Genomic DNA, 23,956 nt, shown 5'->3' on the forward strand with positions numbered 1-23,956 from the left:
GTTGTTTAACCTTAGTCAAACCATGAAATACCTCTTAACTATCTGTCTGTCATTATTTTTACTAAACGTATCTGCTAAAAAACCAACGCACCAATATGTGCGAGTAAGCACCAGTTTTGGTGAATGCGTGATTAAACTGTATAATGAAACCCCCTTACACCGCGATAACTTTATTAAACTAGCTAAAAAGGGTGTTTATGATGGCACTTTGTTTCACCGTGTGATTAAGGATTTCATGATTCAGGGGGGTGATCCGGATTCCAAAAATGCGGAAGCAGGCAAATTACTTGGCGAGGGTGACGTGGGTTATACAGTTCCTGCAGAGTTCAATGATAGTCTTTTTCATAAAAAGGGAGTGCTTGCTGCGGCTCGTGAAGACAACCCTGATAAGGCATCAAGCGGATGCCAGTTTTACCTGGTGCAGGGAAAAGTGTTTACCGATGAACAACTTGATGCTGTAGAAACCAAACGTTTAAAATTTAAGATCCCCGCAGCACAACGTAAGGTTTATAAAACCCTGGGTGGTACACCTCATTTAGACCGTAATTATACTGCTTATGGTGAAATTGTACAAGGACTAGAGCTTATTGATGCCATAGCGGCAGTGGTTACTGACCCGAATAACCGCCCGCTGACCAATGTGAGCATGACCGTAAAGGTGCTCAAAAAACGAGAAGCAAAAAAATTAGAGAAAATATTGAACAAAAGAAAGAGCGCATGAAAATCATTTCCTATAACATAAACGGTATCCGCGCTGCGGTAACCAAGGGCTTTTTAGAATGGTTAAACGCCGTTAACCCCGATATGGTCTGTTTACAAGAAGTAAAAGCTTTACCTGAACAGATTCCTGATATCATTACCGTCATCGAACAGCTGGGCTATACGCACTACTGGTTCCCGGCAGAAAAGAAAGGATACAGCGGCGTGGCTATTTTCAGTAAAATTAAACCAAACCATGTGGAATATGGTTGCGGAGAAGAATGGATTGATAAAGAAGGACGCGTTTTAAGGGCCGATTTTGACAACTTCTCCCTCATGAGCCTGTACATGCCATCCGGATCCAGTGGCGATGAAAGACAGTCTAAAAAGTATGAATTTATGAAGTTTTTCGACGGCTATACAGAAACCCTCCGCAAGGATTTCCCAAACCTGATCATTTCAGGCGATTATAACATTTGTCATACGGCCATGGATATCCATAACCCGAAAAGCAATGCCAATTCTTCTGGGTTTTTACCCGAGGAACGTGCATGGATGGAGTTATTTTTAAACAATGGTTTTGTAGATACCTTCAGGCATTTTAACAAAGATCCTCATCATTACACCTGGTGGAGTTTCCGCGCAAACTCACGGGCAAAGAACCTGGGCTGGCGTATTGATTACCACCTGGCTACCCTGCCTATGCTCGACAAGCTGGAAAATGTAACCATTTTACCCGATGTTGTACATTCTGACCATTGTCCGGTATTACTGGAACTTACCCCATAAATTTAATGCTGTTCGGAAAAATACCATGGTGTGAACCCGAACAGCATCCTTAATGGTGATCGTTAAATTTGCAATCTATTTAATTAAACACAAAAATCCCTTCCGGAGTAAGGCAAAGATCAAGACGTACATCATGCTCGTCAGCATCGGTAATCTCTTCTTCAGGCGGAAATAAGGAAATCCCTATCTTTTTAGCGTTAATACCTTGCAAAAAACGGTCATAGAAACCTTTCCCATAGCCTACACGGTGGCCCTGCCAATCAAAAGCCAATAAAGGAATCAGTACCATGTCTATATTTCCGGTATGGGGGTCAGCCGAGGGGGGCTCAAGAATATCATATATATTTTTAACCAGGTTGTCTGCACCAGTATATTCATGGTGAGTCATTAATGCGGTTTCAAAATCAGAACGGGGAACGAGAATTTTAATGGAAGGGTAATGAGCCTGCAGCCAATGAATAAACAGGTACATATTCGGCTCCATTTTCTTTTCAATGGGAAGAAACAGGTGGATCACCTGGATGCCGGTAAAGTCAAGCTGCGTAAAGTGCGCCAGGATCTGCTCACTAAGGTCTTGTAATGCTTCGGGAGCTAAAGCGCTTCTGCGCGCGGTTGCAGTTTTTCTGATTGTTGCCTTTGTCATCCGTAATTATTTTTATACTTAAGTCATGCGCTACTTTAGCTTATGACGGCTCCATTTGGAAACAAATATAAAAAAAGATGGCTTCGGGAACCACTCCGAAGCCACAATCAACCTAAACCTAAAACTAAACTATGAAAACTCTTTATATTTTTTAACCTGAATATTTTTGAAATAATGGCCATGCTTTCGACCCTATTTCGTGCCGCAAAGGTAAAGACTAGTTATCAATTACACAATAGCAATCTCAATTTATTTTTAATAGACGAATGTTGTCTAATATATGTGACATTCGCATTAGAAATGCGCGCCTTTAGGGCATTGTTTTGTAATCTGTAACCTGTATAAAATGGTCGCAAAAACTATACTCTACTTCCTGGTTAGAACACACCACAACCATCCTGTTTTTAGCATAATCACCAATCAGCTGGTGGTACCAATCTAAACCCTGCATATCCAGATTTGATGTAGGCTCATCAAGTAACAATATAGGGGTATCCGCGCAACAGGCTAAAGCAAGCTTAGTCCGCTGTTTCATTCCCGAACTAAAGTACTTAAGCGGCTTATCCTGCGCTTTCGCCAGTCCTAACCGTTGTAACACCTGTTCTCCATCCATTCCTTGCTGGAAGGCCTTAAACTGGAAATGGAATTCTATGGTTTCCTGCAGGGTAAACTCTTCAATCAGGTCAAGGTACGGTGCAGCAAAACTAATGTGCTGGTAAATTTCTTCTACCAACACCTCTTTACCATCTTTTTGGTAATTAATAGTTCCTTCTGAAGGACTTAAATTGCCTAATACCACACTTAACAAAGTCGACTTACCAGAACCGTTAGGCCCCAGAATGGCATACTTCTCTCCCATTTTAAACTGGTAGCTAAAGTTCCTGAAGATCCATTCCTGGTTAAACCGGCGGCCTGCATCTTTTAAGTCGATGGTCATGCTGTTAATTAGTTACCAGAACCGAAGCCCCTCATCACACCACGGTTAGAATTCCTGATAAAATCAACAATCTCATCCCTAATCTCTGTCGGCTTAAATTCTGCTTCAATGATATCTAAAGCCTTGGTTACGTTATTGTGTTTAACAAACAGTACGCGGTATATCTCCTGAATTTCATTAATTTTTTCAGGAGAGAATCCTCTTCTTCTTAAGCCTACAGAGTTAATCCCAACATAAGATAAAGGCTCTCTTGCCGCTTTAACATATGGTGGTACATCTTTTCTCACCAGTGAACCTCCGGTTACAAAAGCATGCGCGCCCACTTTAACAAACTGATGTATAGCAACCAGGCCAGCCAAAACTACATAATCACCAATGGTGATGTGACCAGCTAAGGTGGTACTGTTTGAAAATATGCAATAGTTACCTACTTCACAATCATGTGCCACATGAGAATAGGCCTGTATCAGGCAGTTGCTGCCAATAACAGTCTTCCATTTATCTTTCGTACCCCGATTAATCGTAACGCACTCTCTGATGGTGGTATTGTCACCAATTTCAGCTGTGGTTACCTCACCGGCAAATTTTAGGTCTTGTGGAATACCTGAGATCACCGATCCAGGAAAAATACGGCAGTTTTTGCCAATCCGGGCGCCATCCATGATGACAACATTAGAACCAATCCAGGTTCCTTCGCCGATGACAACGTCTTTATGGATCACCGCAAAAGGCTCAATAACAACATTATCTGCAATTTGTGCCTGAGGGTGAATATATGCTAAGGGTTGGATCATAAGGTGCGTTCGCTTTCTTTAACTTTGGAAATTTGGGCCATCATTTCAGCCTCTACTACTATTTTCGTACCAACCATACCCACACCTTTCATTTGTGCAATTCCTCGTCTGATAGGTTCCACCAGGTCACACCTGAAAACAATGGTGTCGCCAGGTAAAACCTGTGCACGGAAGCGAACATTATCAATTTTCAAGAAGTAAGTGAGGTAATTTCTTGGGTCAGGAACGGTACTTAACACTAATATACCGCCTGTTTGTGCCATGGCTTCAATTTGTATCACACCCGGCATTACCGGAGCCCCAGGAAAATGCCCTTTGAAGAACTCCTCATTCATGGTCACATTTTTAACACCAACCACATAGGTTTTGGTTAATTCCAGGATCTTGTCGATAAACAAAAACGGTTGTCTGTGTGGCAGGATATCCATAATCTGCACTACATCATACAGCGGTTTTGCTGACGGATCATATACGTGTTGTACTTTTTTATTTTTCTCTTTTTTAATGGCTGCTTTGATCTTTTTAGCAAAGGCCACATTGGCCGCATGCCCCGGACGGGCAGCCATGATATGACCTTTTAAGTGCACCCCTACCAAAGCAAGGTCGCCAATCATATCTAAAAGTTTATGTCGTGCCGGCTCATTTTGAAAGCGCAGCTTCATGTTATTTAAAATTCCCTGCGGAGCCACTTCAATCTCCGTACGGTTAAATATCGTTGCCAGGTGGTTTAACTCCTCCTTGGTTACTTCTTTATCTACAATTACAATGGCGTTGTTTAAATCACCCCCCTTAATCAGGTTGTTTTTTAACTGGTATTCCAGCTCATGAAGAAAACAAAACGTACGGCAGGATGCGATTTCTTTTTTAAACTCTGCAATACTGGACATGCCAGCATGCTGACTTCCCAATACCGGAGAATTGTAATCAATCATACAGGTAAACCTGTAGTCATCCAATGGCATAGCAACAATCTCTACTTTGCGGTCTGCTTCCGTATAAGTAATGTTATGCGGTATTTGAAAATACTCCCGGTCTGCTTCTTGATGAACAATTCCTGCGCTTTCTAATGCTTCCAGAAACAGAATGGCGCTACCATCTAAAATAGGCGTTTCCGGGCCATCTAGCTTCATCAGCACGTTGTCCAGGTCCATCCCTACCAGCGAGGCCATTACATGTTCCACTGTACTCACACTTGCACCATTTTGCGAAATCGTTGTGCCACGGGCTGTATCCGTTACATTATCACAATCTGCATCTACAACAGGCTGCCCAGGAAGATCTATTCTTTGAAATTTAAAGCCGTGATTTTCCGGAGCAGGACAAAAAGTTAAGGTAACATTAACACCGGTATGTAAACCGACTCCACTTACTGAAACCTCACCTTTAATGGTTTTTTGTTTAACATTCATTGTTTCTGATTGTATGCTACTTATTATTATTTAATAACGATAGTTCTTTAAGCTTCGCTTCCAATTGCACAATCCTTTGCTCCAGGGTAGGCAGCTGTTTGAAGATCACCGATGCACGCATCCAGTTTCTTAAAGGCTGTGCCGGACTCCCGTGCCATTGTTTATTTTCTTCCGTAATGTTGAAGTTTAATCCAGCCTGTGCGCCTATTTGCGTTCCTTTTGCTAAGGTCAAATGACCGGCAATGCCTACCTGGCCACCAATAACAGAATTTCCACCCAGTTTGGTGCTGCCAGAAATTCCGGTTTGTGCAGCCACAACGGTATGCGCACCTACATCAACATTATGTGCAATCTGTATCAGGTTATCCAATTTTACACCTTTACGGATAAAAGTGGAACCCATGGTGGCACGATCGATCGAGGTATTAGAACCGACCTCTACATCATCTTCGATAATGACATTACCAATTTGTGCAATTTTAGTATACGTTCCGTCAGCCTGTGGGGCAAAACCAAAACCATCACTGCCTATAACAGTATTGGAATGGATGATAATTCGTTTCCCTAATACCGAACGGTTGTATATTTTGACTCCAGGGAGCAATATACAATCCTCACCAACCTTCGAATGGTCGCCAATAAATACATGGGGATAAACCTTAGTATTATCACCTATTTCTACAAATTCAGAGATATATGCAAAAGCCCCGATGTAAACATTTTTACCAATTTTTGCCGATGGATGGATAAAACTGGGCTGTTCAATACCCGAGCGATTGGCGGTTTGGCTCGTCACTTCCTTATATTTATCTAACAAGACAGAAAAAGCACTGTATGGATCTTTTACTTTAATTAAGGCACAATTTACCGACTGTGATGGCACAAAATCGGCCCCCACAATCACTACAGACGCAGCAGTTGTATATAAATAATTTTCGTACTTGGGATTTGACAGAAAGCAAAGTGATCCCGGTTTACCGTCCTCTATTTTAGAAAGCTCCGCCACCTGAACATTTTCATCACCCACTACGGTCCCGCTTAAAAGTTCGCTGATCTGCTTGGCAGTAAATTGCATCTTACAAAGGTAAATGTTAAATTGATATGAACAAATAAACCCATTTTGCTACGCCATCGCTACAAAAACAAGGAATATATCTGCAAAAAAACGGAATTAAAATGAATTGTTTTGTTAAAATACCTTAAATAATTCGGGGATAACAAAGTATATATTTTCTAACCGTTTTGTCGAGTGACTCTAAATTAGATAAATCTGACGCTTTTACAATGTCAATCAGCGTGTTATTTTTTAATAGGATATTAATATTACCACTATCTGCATTATAAGCACGATTAGTGATCATATCGGTGAAAACAAAATATGCTGCTTCTGCTAGACTTATTCCATATACCGCAGCCACATTCTCTTTCAAAAAGTCCACTCTTTCTGCTGTGGCGGGTTCAAAACTAATCTCCGTTTTTAATAACGACCGGGTCGTTAGCATCTGGCATAGTTTTGATAAAATACGGTCAGGGTGTTCCTGCCACACCTTAATGGCCGCAAAAATGTCCTGATCGTCCAATTTAACGAATTGTTGCAAATGGATGTCTTGACTAAAAAACTCAAGGGGAGAAATATCGTTTACCAGAAAATGCTGTAAGGCTGGGGTGGCAAATAAAGGCTCGCCATGCAACGACAGTTCGCGTGCCCTGGCCAGGATTTTCACCAATAACTGCTCGCCTGCAATCACTGTTTTATGTAAATACACCTGCCAATACATCAGCCTCCTTGAAATCAGGAAATTTTCGATGGAGTATACCCCCTTCTCTTCGATCACCAAATGACCTTCCACCACATTAAACATCTTAATAATGCGGTCGAAACTAATGACCCCTTCACTCACTCCGGTAAAAAAACTATCGCGGTTCAGGTAGTCCATACGATCCAGGTCAAGCTGACTGGAAATCAACTGGTGCAGAAACGGCTTCTGACCGTCGCCCCTAAATACAGTAATGGCATTGGTTAGTTTACCCCCAAACTCCTCATTCAGTTTCTCCATCAGCAAAATGGATAGGTCTTCATGGTGAATGCCTTTGACCAGGCTATGTTCCAGGGCATGAGAAAAGGGACCATGCCCCACATCGTGGAGTAATATGGCAATGGTGGCGGCTTCTTCTTCCTCTTTTGTCACTTCATGGCCTTTTCCTCTCAACACCTCTATGGCCAGGCTCATCAGGTGCATGGCACCCAAAGCATGGTGGAAACGCGTGTGCAAAGCGCCAGGATATACCAAATGCGTCATACCCAACTGTTTGATGTAGCGCAGCCTTTGAAAGTAAGGATGTGAAATCAGGTCAAATACCAGTGCTGATGGTATATTTATAAAACCATATACGGGGTCATTTATTATTTTCTTTTTATTCAATCTGCCTTAAATAAATTATACGGTACAAAAATTGCTAATTTTATCCATAAATCAGAAAACATAATGCAGGAAACCAAAATTCTATGGGCCGACGATGAGATCAACTTATTAAAACCACATATATTATTACTGAATGAAAAAGGCTACCACGTAACTACTTTTACCAATGGAAACGATGCCCTGGAAGCTTTCAGTAAGGAGCATTTCGATTTAGTTTTTTTAGATGAGAACATGCCCGGACTTAGCGGTCTGGAAACGCTAGCTGCTATCAAAAATATCAATAGTGATGTTCCCGTGGTGCTGATTACCAAAAGTGAAGAAGAAAACCTGATGGAAGATGCCATCGGTTCAAAAATAGATGATTACCTCATCAAACCGGTAAACCCTAAACAGGTGTTACTGACCATTAAAAAAATTATAGATAACAAGCGACTGATCAGCGCCAAGACTTCCATGGCCTACCAGCAGGATTTCAGGCGCCTTGGCATGACCCTAAACGATAAGCTAAGCTATGAGGAGTGGGTTGATGTTTACAAGAAACTCGTTTTTTGGGAACTGGAACTGGAAAAACTCGATGATCCACAAATGCATGAAATTTTAACCATGCAAAAATCGGAGGCGAACATGCAGTTCTCTAAATTCATTGAAGACAACTACCTGGGCTGGGTAAATGGTAAAGAAAAAGCACCTTTATTATCCAATGACCTGTTAAAAAGGAAAGTTTTCCCCTTCATAAACTCCACTACACCGGTATTCTTTATATTAATTGATAACCTGCGTTACGACCAGTGGAAAATCATTAACCCCCTGATCACCGAGTATTTCCGTCTGGAAGAAGAAGATACCTATTCCAGCATTTTGCCTACGGCCACACAATATGCCCGTAATTCCATTTTTTCTGGTTTAATGCCATTGGAAATGGAGCGCAAGCATCCTAACCTATGGCAAAACGACGATGAAGATGGTGGTAAAAACATGCATGAAGCAACCTTCCTTAGCGAACAAATTAAGAGGGTTATGCGTAAAGAATGTAAGTTCAGCTATAACAAAATCCTTACCTATGATGACGGGAAGGCGCTGAACGAACAATTTAATAACCTCATGCAAAATGAGTTTAATGCCATTGTTTACAATTTCGTTGACATGCTCTCGCATGCCCGTACCGACATGCAAATGATCCGAGAGCTGGCTAATGACGACGCCGCTTACCGCTCCCTTACCCTTTCCTGGTTTGAGCACTCGCCTTTATTGGAGCTGCTTAAAAAATTGAGCCAGAAACAGGTGAAACTGATCATTACTACAGATCATGGTACCATCCGTGTAAAACGCCCCAGTAAAGTGATTGGTGATCGAAGTACCAATACCAACCTGCGTTACAAACAAGGGCGTAACCTTAATTTTAATGCTAAAGAAGTGTTTTTAATTAAAAACCCTCATGAAGCGCAGTTGCCAAAAATCAACATCAGTTCAAACTATATCTTTGCAAAAGAAGACCGTTATTTTGTATACCAGAACAACTATAACCAGTTTGTAAACTACTATAATGAAACTTTCCAGCATGGCGGGATCTCGCTCGAAGAGATGATCATCCCAATTGCGACCTATAGTTCACGTTAGTTTTAAATTCCATGAACCTACACATTAACGGCCTCCATGACCTTAAGGAGGCCGCTCATCAATTATTAGCCTTTGCCGGCGAAGAGAAGATTTTCATATTTGAAGGCAGCATGGGCGCAGGCAAAACCACCTTTATTAAGGAAATCTGCCTGGCCCTGGGCATTGCCGACCTGGTGTCGAGCCCTACTTTTTCTATCGTTAACGAATATATTACCGCCGCTAAGGAAGCCGTTTACCATTTCGATTTTTACCGCATTAAAGACCTTCAGGAGGCCTATGACATTGGCTATGAAGAATACTTTTATTCGGGGCAGGTATGCCTGATTGAATGGCCAGAAAAAATAGAACCTTTACTGCCTGAAAGCTATATTAAAGTGAAAATTGACTTGATAGACGAACAAAGCAGAGAGATGTCCTTCGTTAAAATTAAATCATAGGTTATTCAGGTTAACGATATTATTATTAAATTTAAGCGAAAAAAAAACATTGAAATGTCTACAGGATTTAGAGAAGGAATGGCCGCAATTGCTCAAAAAGGTTTACAACAACCCCAGGAGACCTTATCAGCAATTCAACAGAAAAACAACAGTCTGTTTATAGGCATCCCAAAGGAAATCTCTTTCCAGGAAAACAGGATCGCACTCACCCCTCTATCAGTTGCCCTGCTGGTTAACAATGGCCATAAGGTGTTAATTGAATCTGGGGCTGGCGTAGGCGCTAATTTCTCCGACCGCGATTATAGCGAACAGGGCGCCATCATTACCTACAACAAAAAAGAAGTATTTGAAGCCGATATCATTGTTAAAATTGCGCCACCTACCCTGGAGGAAGTGGCCTTGATGCATAAAGGACAAACCTTATTATCGGCACTGCAGATGGGAACTCTCAAAGAGGGTTACGTGAAGGCACTGATGAATAAAAAGATTAATGCCCTTTGTTTTGAGCACCTGCGCGATGAAGGAAAGGTGCTCAGTGTGGTGCGCGCCATGAGTGAAATTGTTGGCGCAACCAGCATTTTTATTGCGGCCGAATACCTGAGCAGTGTAACCGGAGGTAAAGGACTTATGCTCGGCGGTTTTACAGGCGTACCTCCAACTGAAATTGTCATTCTAGGTGCTGGTACTGTAGGCGAATATGCCGCCCGTACAGCCCTGTCGCTCGGTGCAGAGGTCAAAGTATTCGACAGCTCCATCTACCGGCTCAGACGCCTGCAAAACAACCTGGGCAGCCGCGTATTCACCTCTGTCATGCAACCCATTGTTTTAGCCAAAGCCATTACCACCTGCGATGTAGTGATTGGTGCTATCCGTGCTAACCATGGCCGTAGTCCTTGCCTGGTCATGGAAGAAACCGTCAGCCGCATGAAACCTGATTCTGTCGTGATCGATGTGAGCATCGACCAGGGCGGATGCTTTGAAACTTCAGAAGTCACCAACCACACCAATCCTGTTTTCCGTAAATACGATGTGATCCACTATTGTGTACCTAACATCGCTTCGCGGGTACCACGAACGGCTTCCTATGCGCTCACCAACATTCTAGCGCCTATTTTAATGGATATCGGCGATTTAGGGGGACTGATGAATGTAGTCTGGAACCGCCCCGGCATACGCGAGGCTTTATACATTTACCAGGGGCACCTGACCAGTAAAGACCTGGCCAATATGTTTAACCTGCCTTTTAAAGACCTGGAACTGCTGGTGGTGTCTAATCAATAATTCATGAAGTTTTACGCCCTCTGTTTCGCTTTTTTGATCAGCATACCTGTGTATGCACAACTCGCTGTCACCAGCTCCTTAAAAAGCTATAAAAACAGTGTTAAAGCACATCCGGATAAGGAACTGATTGACATTAAAAAAGCTATTCCCGACATTACGCTCGACATCCGCTATGCGACCACCAATAATTTCATGAAAGAAGTGATGTATCCGGAGGCGCGCGCCTTTGCCCGGAAACCGGTGGTGGCCCAGCTGAAAAAGATTCAAGCAGCACTACGTAAACAAGGCTATGGCTTAAAAATCTACGATGCCTACCGCCCCTACGCCATTACGGTTGCCTTTTACGAAAAAGCATCCAATAAGAATTTTGTCGCCAATCCGGCAAAAGGTTCTAAACATAACCGTGGCTGTGCGGTAGATCTCACCCTAATCGATTATAAAAGCAAGAAAGAGGTCCAGATGCCCACGCCTTACGATAGCTTCTCGCCTGCCGCAGCAGCAGATTATAAGAACCTAAGCAAACAGGTAATCCGTAACCGCGACTTCCTCATTAAAACCATGCAGGCACATGGCTTTAGGGTGTTATCGAATGAATGGTGGCATTACGATTTCATTGGCTGGCAACACTACGAACTGCTCGACATCCCTTTCAAAAGCCTGTAAGTAGCGCTAACTATTCTTTTACGATGGCCTTTTTATAAATAAACTGCAGGTATACCAATGCCATTATGGTAACTGCCGCACAGCAGTAAAATATAATCGGAATCATGCTGAAATCGCTGATGAAAAACCATCCTGCCAGTAATGCGCCAATACCAATTCCCGCTTCCAAAGCAATGTACATGGTGGCCATGGCTTTTCCACGGTGTTCCGGGTGACTTAAATCAATGGTCCAGGCCGTAGCCGTAGGAGATAACATGCCTGTAGCGACCCCATATAAAGCTGATGCACACAACAGGGATAAGGAGCTGTTAGAAAAGCCAATCCAGAACATGGCAATTGCAAGTAACCCTAAAGATATTTTCATGATGAGCAAGCGGCCATATTGATCAGAAACTTTACCCGCTACAAAACGGATGAGCAGTGAGGTTAAGGTAAACACCACAAAAAATAGCCCCTTATTACTCGTGCCTAAATGATTACTCCAATCGGCCACTACCGTTAGTATAGCACCATAGCTGATGTAACTCATAAAAATGATGACACAGGCTGGAATAACCTGCCATTCGATAATATCTTTAGCCTTTATTTTTAGCAGGCCGAACTTAAATTTTTGCTTATTGGCCAGGGTTTCCTTCATGTTGGCCAGGATAACGATCGACATTAAGGCAAAAAAAGAGGAGCAGTAAAATAGCACGTCGATAGAAAAATAAGCGGTAATGGTACTTCCTATCGCCGGACCGATAGCCAGGCCTGTGGTAAAGAAAACGCCATGCGCACCCATAGCCTCTCCCATGCGGTGATGGGGCACCAGATCGGCAATATATGCGGCTGTAGCCGTAGGCTTGAAGCCTGTAGAGAAACCATGTAGCAACCTTAAAAACAAAAAACCTGCAACGGTAGTCAGAATCGGATACATAAATCCGCATAAAAAGCAAACCACAGAACCTACAGCCATGACCGGTATGCGACCAATTTTATCAGTAAGCATGCCACTAAATGGTCGGGATATGCCCGCTGTTAACGTAAAAAGGGCAATAATCAACCCTTTATATTCTGCACCACCCATGGCGGTTAAATAAGCAGGAAGTTCTGGAATCAGCATGTTGAAACTTGCCGAAAACAAGAAGGAACTTAAACAGACTAAACCAAATTGGAGGGTATATATAGATTCGTCGTTCTTTTGCATGCGTCATTCAATCATTAAATGGCAGCAAAGATAAGGCTTTATTCGCCAGCTCGGATTCGATTTAACAGTAAATCCAGGTGCTGCTCCCGGTGCCAGCTGCTTAACACAATGCGGTTGAGCGTTTCGCCATGCTGATCAGGGTAAGCAAAAGAAGAGATCAGTACCGATTGGGCTTTTAACATCTGCCCCAGGTTTTGGTCTTCACTTAAATATACCGGAAAGCCCTTTATGGCTGCAAAAGCAGTTTTCTGTGCCCCCAAACCGTCAGAAAAATAACAGCATAATTCCTTTAATCGTTGTAACTCCATGGTGTAAAGCATTTCTGACTTTATAAAGGCATACAACCCGGCTGCGGCAGGTGGTGAAGCGCCCAGAAAAACATTGCTTTGTTTTAGCATCGCCACTAGTGGTAAATCGCCCAGAATAATGCCGGCATCAACGCCAAGTGCTTTGGCCATAGAAGCCATCACCAACACCTTCACATGCGGTAGCTGCGGTAAGGCACAAAAACTTCCCCTGCCCTCGTTCAACACACCCAATCCATGGGAATCATCAACTAATAACAACACCTCCTTACCCGGCTTAATAGCCGATAAAAAATTAAAATCATATACCTCAGGGAATAAGTTATTCATCGAATTGCTGATCAGCACAAAACGGTCGGTTTGGCTTTGGTTAATTACTTCCACCACATGCCGGCTCCAATATCCAAAAGAGCCGCTCACCTGCGGGTTGCCATGGAGCCATAATGCCGGATGGGTAGCCGGCGCATAAATCACATGACCCCAGTCGGCAAAATGGCGTACCGCCAGCTGTGCGGCCAAATAACCACTGGAGGTAATTAAGGAAGCTGCGGCGCCAAAACGGCTTGCTGCAACCTGCTCAGCCTCATCGTATATGCCCAGCTGTACATTGTTGTTCCTGCTGGTACCATTGTTTACCCCGTATAACTTTAGTCCTTCAATATAGTAGTCCCTGAACAGCACATTTTGTGGCATGCCCAGGTATGCGGTGCCTCCGAAATATAGAAAAGAATGATCTTTTCTATCGATAACCGGTCCTAAGCCTCCCGGTAGGCGGTTAAACTTAAAACTGTTCATGGATCTGTGTAACGATCTTTTCCATTTCTTTACGAACCGTAGCGGTTGTTTGCACAAAATTGTTGTTTAGGAAAGCATAAATGTAGATTTTGCCTTTCTTGGTCAGCACATAACCACTTTGATTATGCGTATTAGACAGCGTACCGGTTTTGCCATACACAAAAGGTTTATCGGTTCTGGGGTAAGCATTGCGCAGGGTGCCTGATTGCCCGCCTGCAGGCAACATAGAAAATAAGCGTTCCTGGTTGTTCACCTCCTTATAGATCATTTGTAATAACTTGATCATGTCGCGGGGTGTAAACAAGTTGCCACGCGATAATCCAGACCCATCCACCCATACTGGTTTGTCGGGCAATTCACTTAAGTAAGTATCCGTTATATGTTTTATGGCTGTTTTAGTGTTTAGCTCCTGCGATAGCTGATTGGAATACACCAGCAGCAGCTGTTCTGCAATAAAGTTATCACTGGGCAGCATCATTTCCTTTAATACGGAATCTGTTTTCACATTATAAACGGTTTTAGCATCAGCCGGCATTTTCATGCTAATCAGTTCCACGTGTTTTTGCAGCGTATCGCTCAACATGGCTAGTGTAGTTGCCGTATTAATTTTATAGGGCACCTGCTGCCGGTAATTATCCTTAACAGGCACATGAGGATGGCGGAATACATTATGGTCAAATTCCCGCGTGACCCTGAAATCGCCGGTGGTTACCGTAGAATCAGCCTCAAAACAAGCGTCAAACAATCGCGGCACCATGTGCAGCTGTCCATCTTTAGCACTTAAATTCAGCAAATTTCCCATCAGCGGCAGCTCATTGATTTCCGCCTGGTAATAGTCGTTATAATCATCCCATGACCAGCCGTTACCGTAAAAATGTCCATTATACCGTCCATGAGCAAAAAACAATTTGCGCTTACTGGCTTTCAAAAATTCGTAACTTTTGTTGCCATTTAACTGTTTCAGCAAAAAAGATGGGTCACCGGTACCCCAGAAAATCAACGAATCTCCTCTTTCCACATACCTTAACGAAGGGATGGAATCTGGCAGCATCTTTAAGCCGCCATAAAAGGTGTAAAGTTTGGTATTGGATGCGGGCACAAAATATTTATCCTCGTTACGACTATAAAGCATCTGTTCTTTCTCCAGGTCGTACAGGGCAAAACCCATGTGATAGGTATTAACAATTTCAGAGGCGGCAAATGATTTGTCCAGCTGTTTGTGAACCTTTTGCTTCACACTACAGGACTGAAAAAATAAGCTGGCGATCATTCCAGCGAGAAGAACAAAAAAAGGGCGGCGAGCTCTATACATGCGTCAATTATTACTTAGGGAATATCTGTCTAATTTATTAAATTAGTTTATGATATCCCTTTTACTGTTCATAAAAATCTTTACCCTCAGGCTCCTGCTCGTATTTGCCTTTTTGGAAATATGGACCAGCCCATCAGCATATGGACAGTATTTTCTTTTTGATGGCGACCGAAAAAAGGAAACCATGAATTTTGCCCTCGTTAAAAACCTCATCATCGTTCCGCTGTATATCAACGGTAAAGGGCCTTTTAATTTTATCCTCGACACTGGTGTTAATCCGCTGATCATTACTGATGTGAGCATCATGGACAGCCTGAACCTTCAGGGGCTGCGCAGCACTAAACTTGCCGGACTTGGTGTAGGGAATGATATTGAAGCCTACCTATCCGACCAGATTTATGTGCGTTTCGGCCATGCCTCCATGAGCAATGTGCCTACGGCCATCTTAAAAAAAGACCTTTTTAACTTATCGGATTATGTGGGGCAGCGCATTTACGGTCTGATAGGTTTTTACTTTTTCAATAGTTTCACTGTGCGCATCCGCTATCCATCGAAAAAACTGACCTATAGCCTGCCGGATGTTCCTGTGAAAAAGAAGGGAGAGAAGATTCCACTCGAAATGATCAACAATAAACCTTACGTGCAGCTAAGGATCAGCAGCGATGAAAAGGAAGAAACCGAGGTTAAAATGATCATGGATATTGGCGCAAGTCACGCCTTATCCATGGAATCCTATCAGGGTAAACCTTATCCGCTTCCCGAAAAACACCTCAAGGCTAACCTGGGTATAGGTTTTGCCGGTCTAATTAGTGGCTGGATTGGCCGCTTAAAAACGGTTAAAATTGGGTCTAAAACGTTCCATGATGTGCTAACTTCCTTTCCGGAGTTTAGTCAGGCAGGTGCTAAAACTGGTGTACCCGTGCGCAACGGAAACCTGGGCAGCAACCTGCTCAAACATTTCGACCTCACCATCGATTATGCCGACAATGCCTTATACCTACAACCCAATAGTTTTATGAAAACGGCTTTCGAGCACGACATGTCGGGTATGGAGGTATACGTGAAACAGGGTAACCCCGACCTCTTTTTTATTGGCCGCATTGAACCCGGATCACCGGCAGAAACTGCGGGCATTTTAACTGATGACCAGCTGTTGTCGCTCAACTTTAAGTCTGTAGACGATTATAACCTCGATGATATCGACCAGATGCTGAAATCAGGTGATGGCAAAAGGCTGATCCTTCAACTGGCGCGGGAGAATAAGTTGATTTTCAAAATTCTGGTTTTAAAAAGACGGATTTAGTACTTTATATTTGTGGCAAAGCCCAATACATGCCAAGATCCATTTATCTATATAGCCTCCTCAGTGTTATTACCTTAATTTATAGCTGCCGGGAAAAAGAAACATCGGTTAAAAAGGCCAAACCAGTTCCTACTGAACGCATGGACTTTAGTACCATTAAAGGCATTACTTACCATGAAGTAAAACGGCGATTCTCTAACGGCCTGTCTTTTGATTCCATGGGTTTCCAGCAGGAACCAAGCTGGATCATCCAATTCAAATCGAATGATACCATTGCTGCTTATAGTCCGCAGAGAAACAGAATGCAGCATTTTTACCTGCATTACGACCATGGTGATGTCTACAATTTTGCCAAGGAATGGTTCCGTATTAAAAACTTTAATAAAGACAGCATCAGCATGCAACGCTTATACGTAAGCAATAAAGAGATTGCCAAAGATGTGCGCTCTGACGTGAACCTGACCTTTTATGCCGAAGATTACATCAAGAACACCTTAAAAACAACGGCTGCAGAATTACAAAAGCCCAGCGCCAGAGATACGGCCTTTATTAAAAGTCTTTCGGAAACCGCAAACCGCTTCCCTACAGATGAGAATAAGGTATTTGCAGGGCGACAACCGGCACAGCTCATTCCAAATAGCAAGCTCATTAAGGTAGAAAAAATAAGTTCTGTTGATGTGCTAAACGGTAAAACCGAAGCTTACGACTACCTCTACCCTAGCTATCGGGTGGTGATCAAGAAAGCTTATAAGGATTTCGGCTATTCGTTTACGGTATTTGTGAACGAAAAAGGAAAGCTTAGCCTGGGTACTTTTTCCGGGGCGATACCTGAATATCGGGAGGTGCGTAAAAAGGTGCTGGAGGGAATTATTGACGTGTACTTACAAAATTTATTAATTATTAAGCCGGGTACTACCCTGGGTATACCCCATGCAAGCCTGATTACGGTTAGCGTAAAGGGAATTAAGGCTGCAGAATAAAGGGCTGAACATCACCATATTATCAAAAAAAATGGCAGTTGTAGTAATTCTCGAAATAATTACTATCTTGCACACTTAATTATTAATACATATTACAATGCAAGAAGGAACAGTAAAATTTTTTAATGTAACAAAAGGTTTCGGATTCATTATCCCTGCAAACGGCGATAGCGAAATTTTTGTACATTCAACAGGCCTTATCGACGAAATTCGTGAAAACGATAAAGTTGAGTATGACGTAGAAAGCGGCAAAAAAGGGTTGAATGCGATTAATGTGAAAGTAATCTAGATTATTATTACCATAAGTCGAAAAAGCTTCCTGATACAAATCAGGAAGCTTTTTTTATGCCTTTATAGTTAATTATTTCTGCTTCTTCAATACCTCAAAAAGCAGCTCTGGTTCATTCGTGGTAATATATTCAGCCTTTTGATCAATCAGCCACTGCATTTCTACCGGATCATTAACCGTCCAAGCATTAAGCGTTAAGCCTAATTTTTTAGTCTCGTTAAACCAATCTCCATTTTTGTAAACCTTATAATGGTAGTCGACACCTGCAAAACCATCCTGTTTCACTTTTTCTGCCGAAGCATCACCATTCAGGTAAGCCACAATAGCTTTTGGATCTAACTCCAATATACGTTGCAGACAAGCATAACTAAAACTGATGTACTCTACCCAGGCCTGGGCTTTTAACCGCTGTACCATGGCTACGGACGCATCAGTTACTTCTTTCATTTTCTGCGGATCTTTTACTGGTTTAATTTCCAGGATCAATTTGGTGTTCCGCTGTTTCATACCTACTTTCAGGTAGTTTTCCAGCGTTGGAATTTCCTCTCCATTAGGCAAAGGATGTTTTTTTAATTCCGCATAAGTGGTATTGGCAATCACCATCCCCTGATAATCATGATCATGGTTAACCACAAGCACGCCATCAGCGCTTTGGTGAACATCGAATTCTGATCCATAACATTTAAGTCGTACCGCTTCTTTCAATGCTGCAATAGAGTTTTCAGGAAGTTTTTGTGTTTTCCAGGCGCCACGATGCGCGATGACTGGATTTTTGTTAATTTTTAGCTGTTGTGCTTCCACATTTAAGGTAAGCAACAGCACAGAACAACACAGGAGCAGGGTAGATTTCATTTGTATAGTTTTAAGCCGTTAAATTACTGCTTTTAATTTAATTACTAAATTTGCGGCTTCAAATACACCCCCATGAGCAAAATTGCTATACAATTTTTTACGGAAGACCTGGTTTATACCTTAAAACATAAAACTAAAATCAGAACCTGGTTACTGCAAACTATGACTGCGGAAGGGTATGAACTGGAAGAATTAAACTTCATTTTATGCTCAGATGAGTACCTGCTGGGCATTAACCAGCAATACCTGAAACATGATACCTATACCGATGTGATCACCTTCGACAATTCGGAAGAAGATAAAACCATTGTAGGAGATATTTTCATCAGCCTGGAACGTATCCAGGAAAATGCGAAGAATTTTAAAAGCACCACTTATGATGAATTGTGCCGCGTAATGGTGCATGGAACCCTGCACCTGCTGGGTTATAAAGATAAATCTAAAGCCGAAAAGGCGCTGATGACACAGAAAGAAGACGATTACCTTTCTCGTCGATAACTGCAAACATCGTGGATTCTAATACAGGCTGCCAGCGATGGCGGCCTCTTATGGGTGTTATGTCGCCGTTAAAAGGGGGTTAGCAGGGCTGTAGCCGTTAAAAGGCCCTTGAAAGGCCCTTCTAACCCCCTTCTAAAGCCCTTCTAACTACGAATTGCTGTTCAGTTCTATTCATTAAATTATTGGCCCCTGGAATCGTTTCGGCACTATTCCCAAATGACCTATACATTCAAAATTCTAATTCCTGTATATGGTTTACATCAGTTGTTTTTATTCCTAACATACGGTTACATTAAAGACCTTACCCGTTGGTCGATTCAAAACACCATTTGGTCGTGTGGTCCCCTGCCCTTGTCTAATACTGCCTTTTCTTTTGAAACGTAATGGCCCAATTGGCGTCTTAAAAACAAAGATGTAAGAAAGAAAACATCCCCATTATAACTCAAGAAAATAGGAATCATGAAAACCACGATTAAAATATCATCGCTGCCGGCATTGATACCCCTGTTAAAGACGACCAAGCCGTGCTTGAATTTATAGAATTTGCCATCAACCGTAAATAACCGTAGTTTTAGTTTAATTGAAGGAAGAGGCGGCTTAGGCCGTCTTTTTTTTGCCCCAAACTTCCATTTTGCAACATGTTTTCGTAATTATTTGCGATATGCTGGTAAACAGTCTTTATTGCGCTGCACCGGCATCGGGATACAAAAAAATTATTGCTTACTTTTGTAATAATTTCTTAACTGACAAACCGTTAAAAGTATAATTTGAGCACACTAATTGCAGCTGAAGGCCTGGGTCATGCCTATCATGATGAATGGCTATTTAAAAACCTAACCCTGGGTATCCAAACCGGACAACGCGTGGCGCTTGTTGGTATAAATGGAGCCGGGAAGAGCACCTTATTGAAACTTCTTGCCGAAAGGTTTAATCCCCTTGAAGGTAAAATTGTAAAAAATAAATCGGTAAAGATTGGCTTCCTTGATCAGGAACCAAGTTTCCCTGATGGTTATAGCATCAGTGATTTTATTTTCTCTTTAGAGAATAAACAACAACAACTGATCAAGGAATATGAAGAACTGATTGAAGATCCAAACCCGGATGAGAATACATTAAACCGTTTATATGAAGAGTTAAGCGAGCATAATGCCTGGGAATATGAGCATGAAATCAAGACGATTTTAAGTCGCATGGGCATTAATCACCTGCAGCAAAAAATCGATACTTTATCGGGTGGACAGAAAAAACGTTTGGCTTTGGCTAAACTGTTAATCGAAGATCCGGAGATTTATGTGCTGGATGAGCCGACCAATCACCTGGATATTGATACAATTGAATGGCTGGAAAAATTACTGACTTCAGGAAACAAGACCATTCTTTTGGTTACACACGACAGGTACTTTTTAGATAATGTGTGTAATACGATTGTGGAATTAGACCGCGGTAAGATTTATAACTACAGCGGAAACTATGCGTTTTTTCTGGAGAAAAAATCAGAACGTGAAGCTTCAGATGATGCGACTTTCCAGAAAAACAAGAACCTTTTAAAGAAGGAACTGGAGTGGATGCGCAGAATGCCGCAGGCCCGTGGAACTAAATCGCAGAGTAGAATTACCGCTTACTACGATTTAGATGAAAAAACCAAACAAAGAACTGATAACCAGACGGTTACTTTAAAAATGAAGATGGCCCGCCAGGGAAATAAAATTTTAGAGTTGGACCATATTGGTCAAAGTTTTGGAGATAAAAAAATCATCAATGATTTCAGTTACACTTTTAAACGTGGCGACCGTATTGGTTTAGCGGGTAAAAATGGTACCGGTAAATCTACTTTCCTAAACCTGGTTACGGGTATTCTTCAGCCAGAAAAAGGTATGGTGAGTACAGGCGATACCACCGTTTATGGTTATTACAAACAAGGTGGTTTAGCGTTCAACGGAAAAGAACGGGTGATCGATATTGTAAAATCGGATGCAGAATACATTAAGATGGCCGATGGTTCTACGATATCTGCTTCGCAATTGCTAACTCTATTTTTATTCCCACCTAAGAAACAACATGGGATGGTAGAGAAGTTAAGTGGTGGAGAAAAGAAACGTTTACACCTGATGAAAGTGTTAATGATGAACCCAAATTTCCTTATCCTGGATGAGCCGACCAACGATTTAGATATTGATACCTTAAATGTATTGGAGGAGTTTTTAGAGAACTTCCCAGGTGTATTGATGTTGGTTTCTCACGATAGGTATTTGCTGGATAAGATGAGTGAGCAATTGTTTATTATGGAAGGCGACGGTATCGTAAACATTTATAACGGTAACTATTCTGAATACCGTTTAAGTTTAGAAGCGGAAAAAGATAAAGGATCCAAACCAGTTAAAACAACAGAAGCTGTTAAATCTGCTGATGCTCCTGCTGCGACTAAAAAATTAACTTACAAAGAGCAAAAGGAACTGGATGATGCAGAAGTTCGCATCGGTGAACTAGAGACCTTGGTGGTTACACTTACCTCTTCCCTATTGGCCATTGATAGCAATGATTATAAAAAGATGCAGGACGTAAATCAGGAGATCGAAAAACACCAGTCGGAATTGGACCGTGTAACGGAAAGATGGCTGGAACTTTCAGAGAAAACAAACTAGTTTTATACAGACTTCATATGAGCCCATATAGGCTTACATCAGGTGGACACAAGTCCGCTGAAGATTAAAAAAAGAAAACGTTCCACGTGAAACCTTAGTTGCCCTGAGCACTAAACTACAAACAAGGTTTCACGTGGAACATTAAAAATAAATACCATGTTTAAAGAATATGATGTCATTGTTGTTGGTGCTGGACATGCAGGTTGTGAAGCTGCAGCTGCGGCAGCTAACCTAGGGTCCAGCGTACTTCTGGTCACAATGAACATGGAGACTATTGCACAAATGAGTTGCAACCCTGCCATGGGTGGTGTAGCAAAAGGACAAATTGTAAGAGAGATTGACGCCATGGGTGGATACTCTGGAATCATTGCTGATAAGACGACCTTACAATTCAGAATGCTAAACCTATCTAAAGGTCCGGCGATGTGGAGCCCCCGTGCACAGAACGACCGCAAAAGATTTGCGGAAGAATGGCGATTGGCTTTAGAGCGCACGCCTAATGTTGATTTCTGGCAAGAGATGGTGAGCAGCTTATTGATTAACAACAATACCGTGGTAGGTGTAAAAACTTCATTGGGTATTGAGATTAAAGGAAAATCGGTGGTACTCACCAATGGAACTTTCTTAAATGGATTAATCCATATTGGAGAAAAGAAATTTGGTGGTGGCCGTACAGGAGAAAAAGCGGCAACAGGTTTAACCGAGCAATTGACAGCACTTGGATTTGAAGCTGGCCGAATGAAGACGGGTACCCCACCCCGCGTGGATGGTCGTTCTTTAAATTACAGCCTGATGGAAGAACAATGGGGTGATGAAAATCCCGGACGTTTTTCTTACACGGATGTAGCACGCCCTACAGAACAACGCTGCTGCTGGATTACCTATACCAATAGTAACGTACACGAAACTTTAAAAGAAGGTTTCGAAAAATCGCCAATGTTTACCGGCAGGATTAAAGGTTTAGGTCCGCGTTACTGCCCATCGATTGAAGATAAGATTAACCGATTTGCAGAAAGAGAAAGACACCAGATTTTTGTAGAGCCGGAAGGCATGCACACCTGCGAAATCTATGTGAATGGATTCTCTACTTCCCTTCCTGAGGATGTACAATATAAAGCATTGATCCAGATTCCAGGTTTTGAAAATGCCAAGATGTTTCGCCCAGGTTATGCCATTGAATATGATTATTTCCCACCTACGCAATTAACATTAACCTTAGAGACGAAAAAAATACAGAATTTGTTTTTTGCCGGACAAATTAATGGAACTACCGGTTATGAAGAAGCTGCAAGTCAGGGTTTTATTGCTGGAATTAATGCCCATCAGAAGGTTTATGACAAACATGAGCTTATTATGAAGCGTTCAGAGTCTTATATTGGTGTATTAATAGATGACCTGGTGACAAAAGGAACGGAAGAACCGTACCGCATGTTTACCTCGAGAGCTGAACACAGGTTGTTGTTGCGTCAGGATAATGCCGACATCCGCCTCTCCCCTATTGGGCATGAGCTGGGACTGATTAGTGAGGAGCGTATGGAAGTGGTGAAGCAGAAAGTAGCGAACTCCGATGCAATTGTTGCTTTCACCAAAAAAGAAGGAATTGATAGTGCAGCGGCAAATGACCTGCTGGATACTTTAGGCACCAGCGCGCTTACTCAAAATGTAAAATTGTTTAGTGTATTGAGTCGCCCACAGGTGGGTATACAAGACTTAAGAAAAGTGAGTCCTAAATTAGATGCGTTGTTAAATCAGTTTGATCAAAATACCGTAGAGCAAGCAGAGATTAAAATTAAGTACGAAAGCTATTTCCAGAAAGAACAAGAGATCGTGAACAAAATGCAGAAGATGGAAGACAAAGACATTAACCCTGACTTTGATTATTCGACCTTAATTTCACTTTCTAAGGAAGCGCGGGAAAAACTTTTGAAGATAAAACCAAGAACCTTAGGCCAGGCATCTCGAATTTCGGGTGTATCGCCATCAGATATCTCGGTTTTAATGGTGCATATCAGTAAATAAATACTATATCATTGATAATCAATGGCATAGCTTATTTTTATACACATTTATATTTGACTTGTTTTAAAGCGTTTTAAGCGACT

22 protein-coding genes are annotated in these 23,956 nt (G+C 42.1%); 12 read left to right on the forward strand and 10 right to left on the reverse strand.

The window, feature by feature from the left end; translation table 11 throughout:
* Positions 1-22 precede the first annotated feature (22 nt).
* Positions 23-721, forward strand: a complete 699-nt coding sequence (locus IWX76_RS06970; protein WP_196859191.1) for a peptidylprolyl isomerase — start codon at positions 23-25, stop codon at positions 719-721.
* Positions 718-1,488, forward strand: a complete 771-nt coding sequence (locus IWX76_RS06975) for an exodeoxyribonuclease III (RefSeq protein WP_196859192.1) — start codon at positions 718-720, stop codon at positions 1,486-1,488. Before IWX76_RS06970 ends, IWX76_RS06975 begins: the two co-directional genes overlap by 4 nt.
* Before the next feature lie 79 nt (positions 1,489-1,567).
* On the opposite strand, the gene IWX76_RS06980 is transcribed toward IWX76_RS06975, so the two are convergent.
* The 6 genes from IWX76_RS06980 to IWX76_RS07005 all read right to left on the reverse strand — a co-directional run bounded on the left by IWX76_RS06980 (position 1,568) and on the right by IWX76_RS07005 (position 7,694).
* Positions 1,568-2,131, reverse strand: a complete 564-nt coding sequence (locus tag IWX76_RS06980) for a 5-formyltetrahydrofolate cyclo-ligase (RefSeq protein WP_196859193.1) — start codon at positions 2,129-2,131, stop codon at positions 1,568-1,570.
* 310 nt (positions 2,132-2,441) lie between these two features.
* Positions 2,442-3,068 (reverse strand): ABC transporter ATP-binding protein, encoded by a 627-nt coding sequence (locus IWX76_RS06985; RefSeq protein WP_196859194.1) that lies wholly within the window; start codon positions 3,066-3,068, stop codon positions 2,442-2,444.
* Between the two features lie 8 nt (positions 3,069-3,076).
* Complete coding sequence (gene lpxA, locus IWX76_RS06990; protein ID WP_196859195.1) at positions 3,077-3,862, reverse strand: acyl-ACP--UDP-N-acetylglucosamine O-acyltransferase; 786 nt, start codon at positions 3,860-3,862, stop codon at positions 3,077-3,079.
* The gene (locus IWX76_RS06995) at positions 3,859-5,271 is read right to left on the reverse strand and encodes a bifunctional UDP-3-O-[3-hydroxymyristoyl] N-acetylglucosamine deacetylase/3-hydroxyacyl-ACP dehydratase (protein ID WP_196859196.1); all 1,413 of its coding nucleotides are present in this window, start codon (positions 5,269-5,271) and stop codon (positions 3,859-3,861) included. Before IWX76_RS06995 ends, lpxA begins: the two co-directional genes overlap by 4 nt.
* Before the next feature lie 16 nt (positions 5,272-5,287).
* On the reverse strand, positions 5,288-6,346 hold the full coding sequence (gene lpxD, locus IWX76_RS07000) for a UDP-3-O-(3-hydroxymyristoyl)glucosamine N-acyltransferase (RefSeq protein ID WP_196859197.1): 1,059 nt from the start codon (positions 6,344-6,346) through the stop codon (positions 5,288-5,290).
* A 124-nt stretch (positions 6,347-6,470) separates the two neighbouring features.
* Positions 6,471-7,694, reverse strand: coding sequence for an HD domain-containing protein (locus IWX76_RS07005; protein WP_196859198.1), 1,224 nt, complete (start codon positions 7,692-7,694; stop codon positions 6,471-6,473).
* 63 nt (positions 7,695-7,757) lie between these two features.
* Between IWX76_RS07005 and IWX76_RS07010 the strand changes: the two genes are divergently transcribed.
* Genes IWX76_RS07010 through IWX76_RS07025 form a run of 4 tightly spaced genes read left to right on the forward strand, consistent with a single transcriptional unit; the run spans position 7,758 to position 11,692 of the window.
* A complete protein-coding gene (locus IWX76_RS07010) occupies positions 7,758-9,311 on the forward strand; it encodes a T9SS response regulator signal transducer PorX (RefSeq protein WP_196859199.1) in 1,554 nt (517 codons plus the stop codon).
* 11 nt (positions 9,312-9,322) lie between these two features.
* On the forward strand, positions 9,323-9,748 hold the full coding sequence (gene tsaE, locus IWX76_RS07015; RefSeq protein WP_196859200.1) for a tRNA (adenosine(37)-N6)-threonylcarbamoyltransferase complex ATPase subunit type 1 TsaE: 426 nt from the start codon (positions 9,323-9,325) through the stop codon (positions 9,746-9,748).
* Between the two features lie 54 nt (positions 9,749-9,802).
* A complete protein-coding gene (locus IWX76_RS07020; protein WP_196859201.1) occupies positions 9,803-11,029 on the forward strand; it encodes an alanine dehydrogenase in 1,227 nt (408 codons plus the stop codon).
* A 3-nt stretch (positions 11,030-11,032) separates the two neighbouring features.
* Entirely contained in the window at positions 11,033-11,692 is a 660-nt protein-coding gene (locus IWX76_RS07025) for a M15 family metallopeptidase (RefSeq protein ID WP_196859202.1), read from the forward strand.
* Between the two features lie 10 nt (positions 11,693-11,702).
* On the opposite strand, the gene IWX76_RS07030 is transcribed toward IWX76_RS07025, so the two are convergent.
* Genes IWX76_RS07030 through IWX76_RS07040 form a run of 3 tightly spaced genes read right to left on the reverse strand, consistent with a single transcriptional unit; the run spans position 11,703 to position 15,290 of the window.
* Positions 11,703-12,878, reverse strand: a complete 1,176-nt coding sequence (locus tag IWX76_RS07030) for an MFS transporter (protein ID WP_196859203.1) — start codon at positions 12,876-12,878, stop codon at positions 11,703-11,705.
* Between the two features lie 38 nt (positions 12,879-12,916).
* Positions 12,917-13,978, reverse strand: coding sequence for an aminotransferase class I/II-fold pyridoxal phosphate-dependent enzyme (locus IWX76_RS07035; RefSeq protein WP_196859204.1), 1,062 nt, complete (start codon positions 13,976-13,978; stop codon positions 12,917-12,919).
* Positions 13,965-15,290 carry a D-alanyl-D-alanine carboxypeptidase/D-alanyl-D-alanine-endopeptidase gene (locus tag IWX76_RS07040; RefSeq protein WP_196859205.1) on the reverse strand — a complete coding sequence of 442 codons (1,326 nt, stop codon included), beginning with the start codon at positions 15,288-15,290 and terminating at the stop codon, positions 13,965-13,967. Before IWX76_RS07040 ends, IWX76_RS07035 begins: the two co-directional genes overlap by 14 nt.
* Positions 15,291-15,339: 49 nt before the next feature.
* On the opposite strand from IWX76_RS07040, the gene IWX76_RS07045 reads away from it, so the two are divergent.
* The 3 genes from IWX76_RS07045 (at position 15,340) to IWX76_RS07055 (ending at position 17,862) form a co-directional block, all read left to right on the forward strand.
* The gene (locus tag IWX76_RS07045) at positions 15,340-16,593 is read left to right on the forward strand and encodes an aspartyl protease family protein (RefSeq protein WP_196859206.1); all 1,254 of its coding nucleotides are present in this window, start codon (positions 15,340-15,342) and stop codon (positions 16,591-16,593) included.
* Between the two features lie 29 nt (positions 16,594-16,622).
* The gene (locus IWX76_RS07050; RefSeq protein ID WP_196859207.1) at positions 16,623-17,573 is read left to right on the forward strand and encodes a hypothetical protein; all 951 of its coding nucleotides are present in this window, start codon (positions 16,623-16,625) and stop codon (positions 17,571-17,573) included.
* Between the two features lie 97 nt (positions 17,574-17,670).
* On the forward strand, positions 17,671-17,862 hold the full coding sequence (locus IWX76_RS07055; RefSeq protein ID WP_008241764.1) for a cold-shock protein: 192 nt from the start codon (positions 17,671-17,673) through the stop codon (positions 17,860-17,862).
* 72 nt (positions 17,863-17,934) lie between these two features.
* Here the strand turns inward: IWX76_RS07055 and IWX76_RS07060 are convergent, their stop codons facing one another.
* The gene (locus tag IWX76_RS07060; RefSeq protein WP_196859208.1) at positions 17,935-18,714 is read right to left on the reverse strand and encodes a glycerophosphodiester phosphodiesterase; all 780 of its coding nucleotides are present in this window, start codon (positions 18,712-18,714) and stop codon (positions 17,935-17,937) included.
* A 72-nt stretch (positions 18,715-18,786) separates the two neighbouring features.
* Here IWX76_RS07060 and ybeY point away from each other — a divergent pair, with 72 nt between their 5' ends.
* The 3 genes from ybeY to mnmG all read left to right on the forward strand — a co-directional run bounded on the left by ybeY (position 18,787) and on the right by mnmG (position 23,873).
* Positions 18,787-19,212 (forward strand): rRNA maturation RNase YbeY, encoded by a 426-nt coding sequence (gene ybeY, locus IWX76_RS07065; RefSeq protein WP_196859209.1) that lies wholly within the window; start codon positions 18,787-18,789, stop codon positions 19,210-19,212.
* A 767-nt stretch (positions 19,213-19,979) separates the two neighbouring features.
* Positions 19,980-21,854, forward strand: coding sequence for an ABC-F family ATP-binding cassette domain-containing protein (locus tag IWX76_RS07070; RefSeq protein ID WP_196859210.1), 1,875 nt, complete (start codon positions 19,980-19,982; stop codon positions 21,852-21,854).
* Between the two features lie 156 nt (positions 21,855-22,010).
* Positions 22,011-23,873, forward strand: coding sequence for a tRNA uridine-5-carboxymethylaminomethyl(34) synthesis enzyme MnmG (gene mnmG / locus IWX76_RS07075; RefSeq protein WP_196859211.1), 1,863 nt, complete (start codon positions 22,011-22,013; stop codon positions 23,871-23,873).
* The last annotated feature ends 83 nt before the right edge of the window (positions 23,874-23,956 follow it).

It is taken from the genome of Pedobacter sp. CAN_A7 (assembly GCF_015752175.1).
Lineage (GTDB): Bacteria > Bacteroidota > Bacteroidia > Sphingobacteriales > Sphingobacteriaceae > Pedobacter.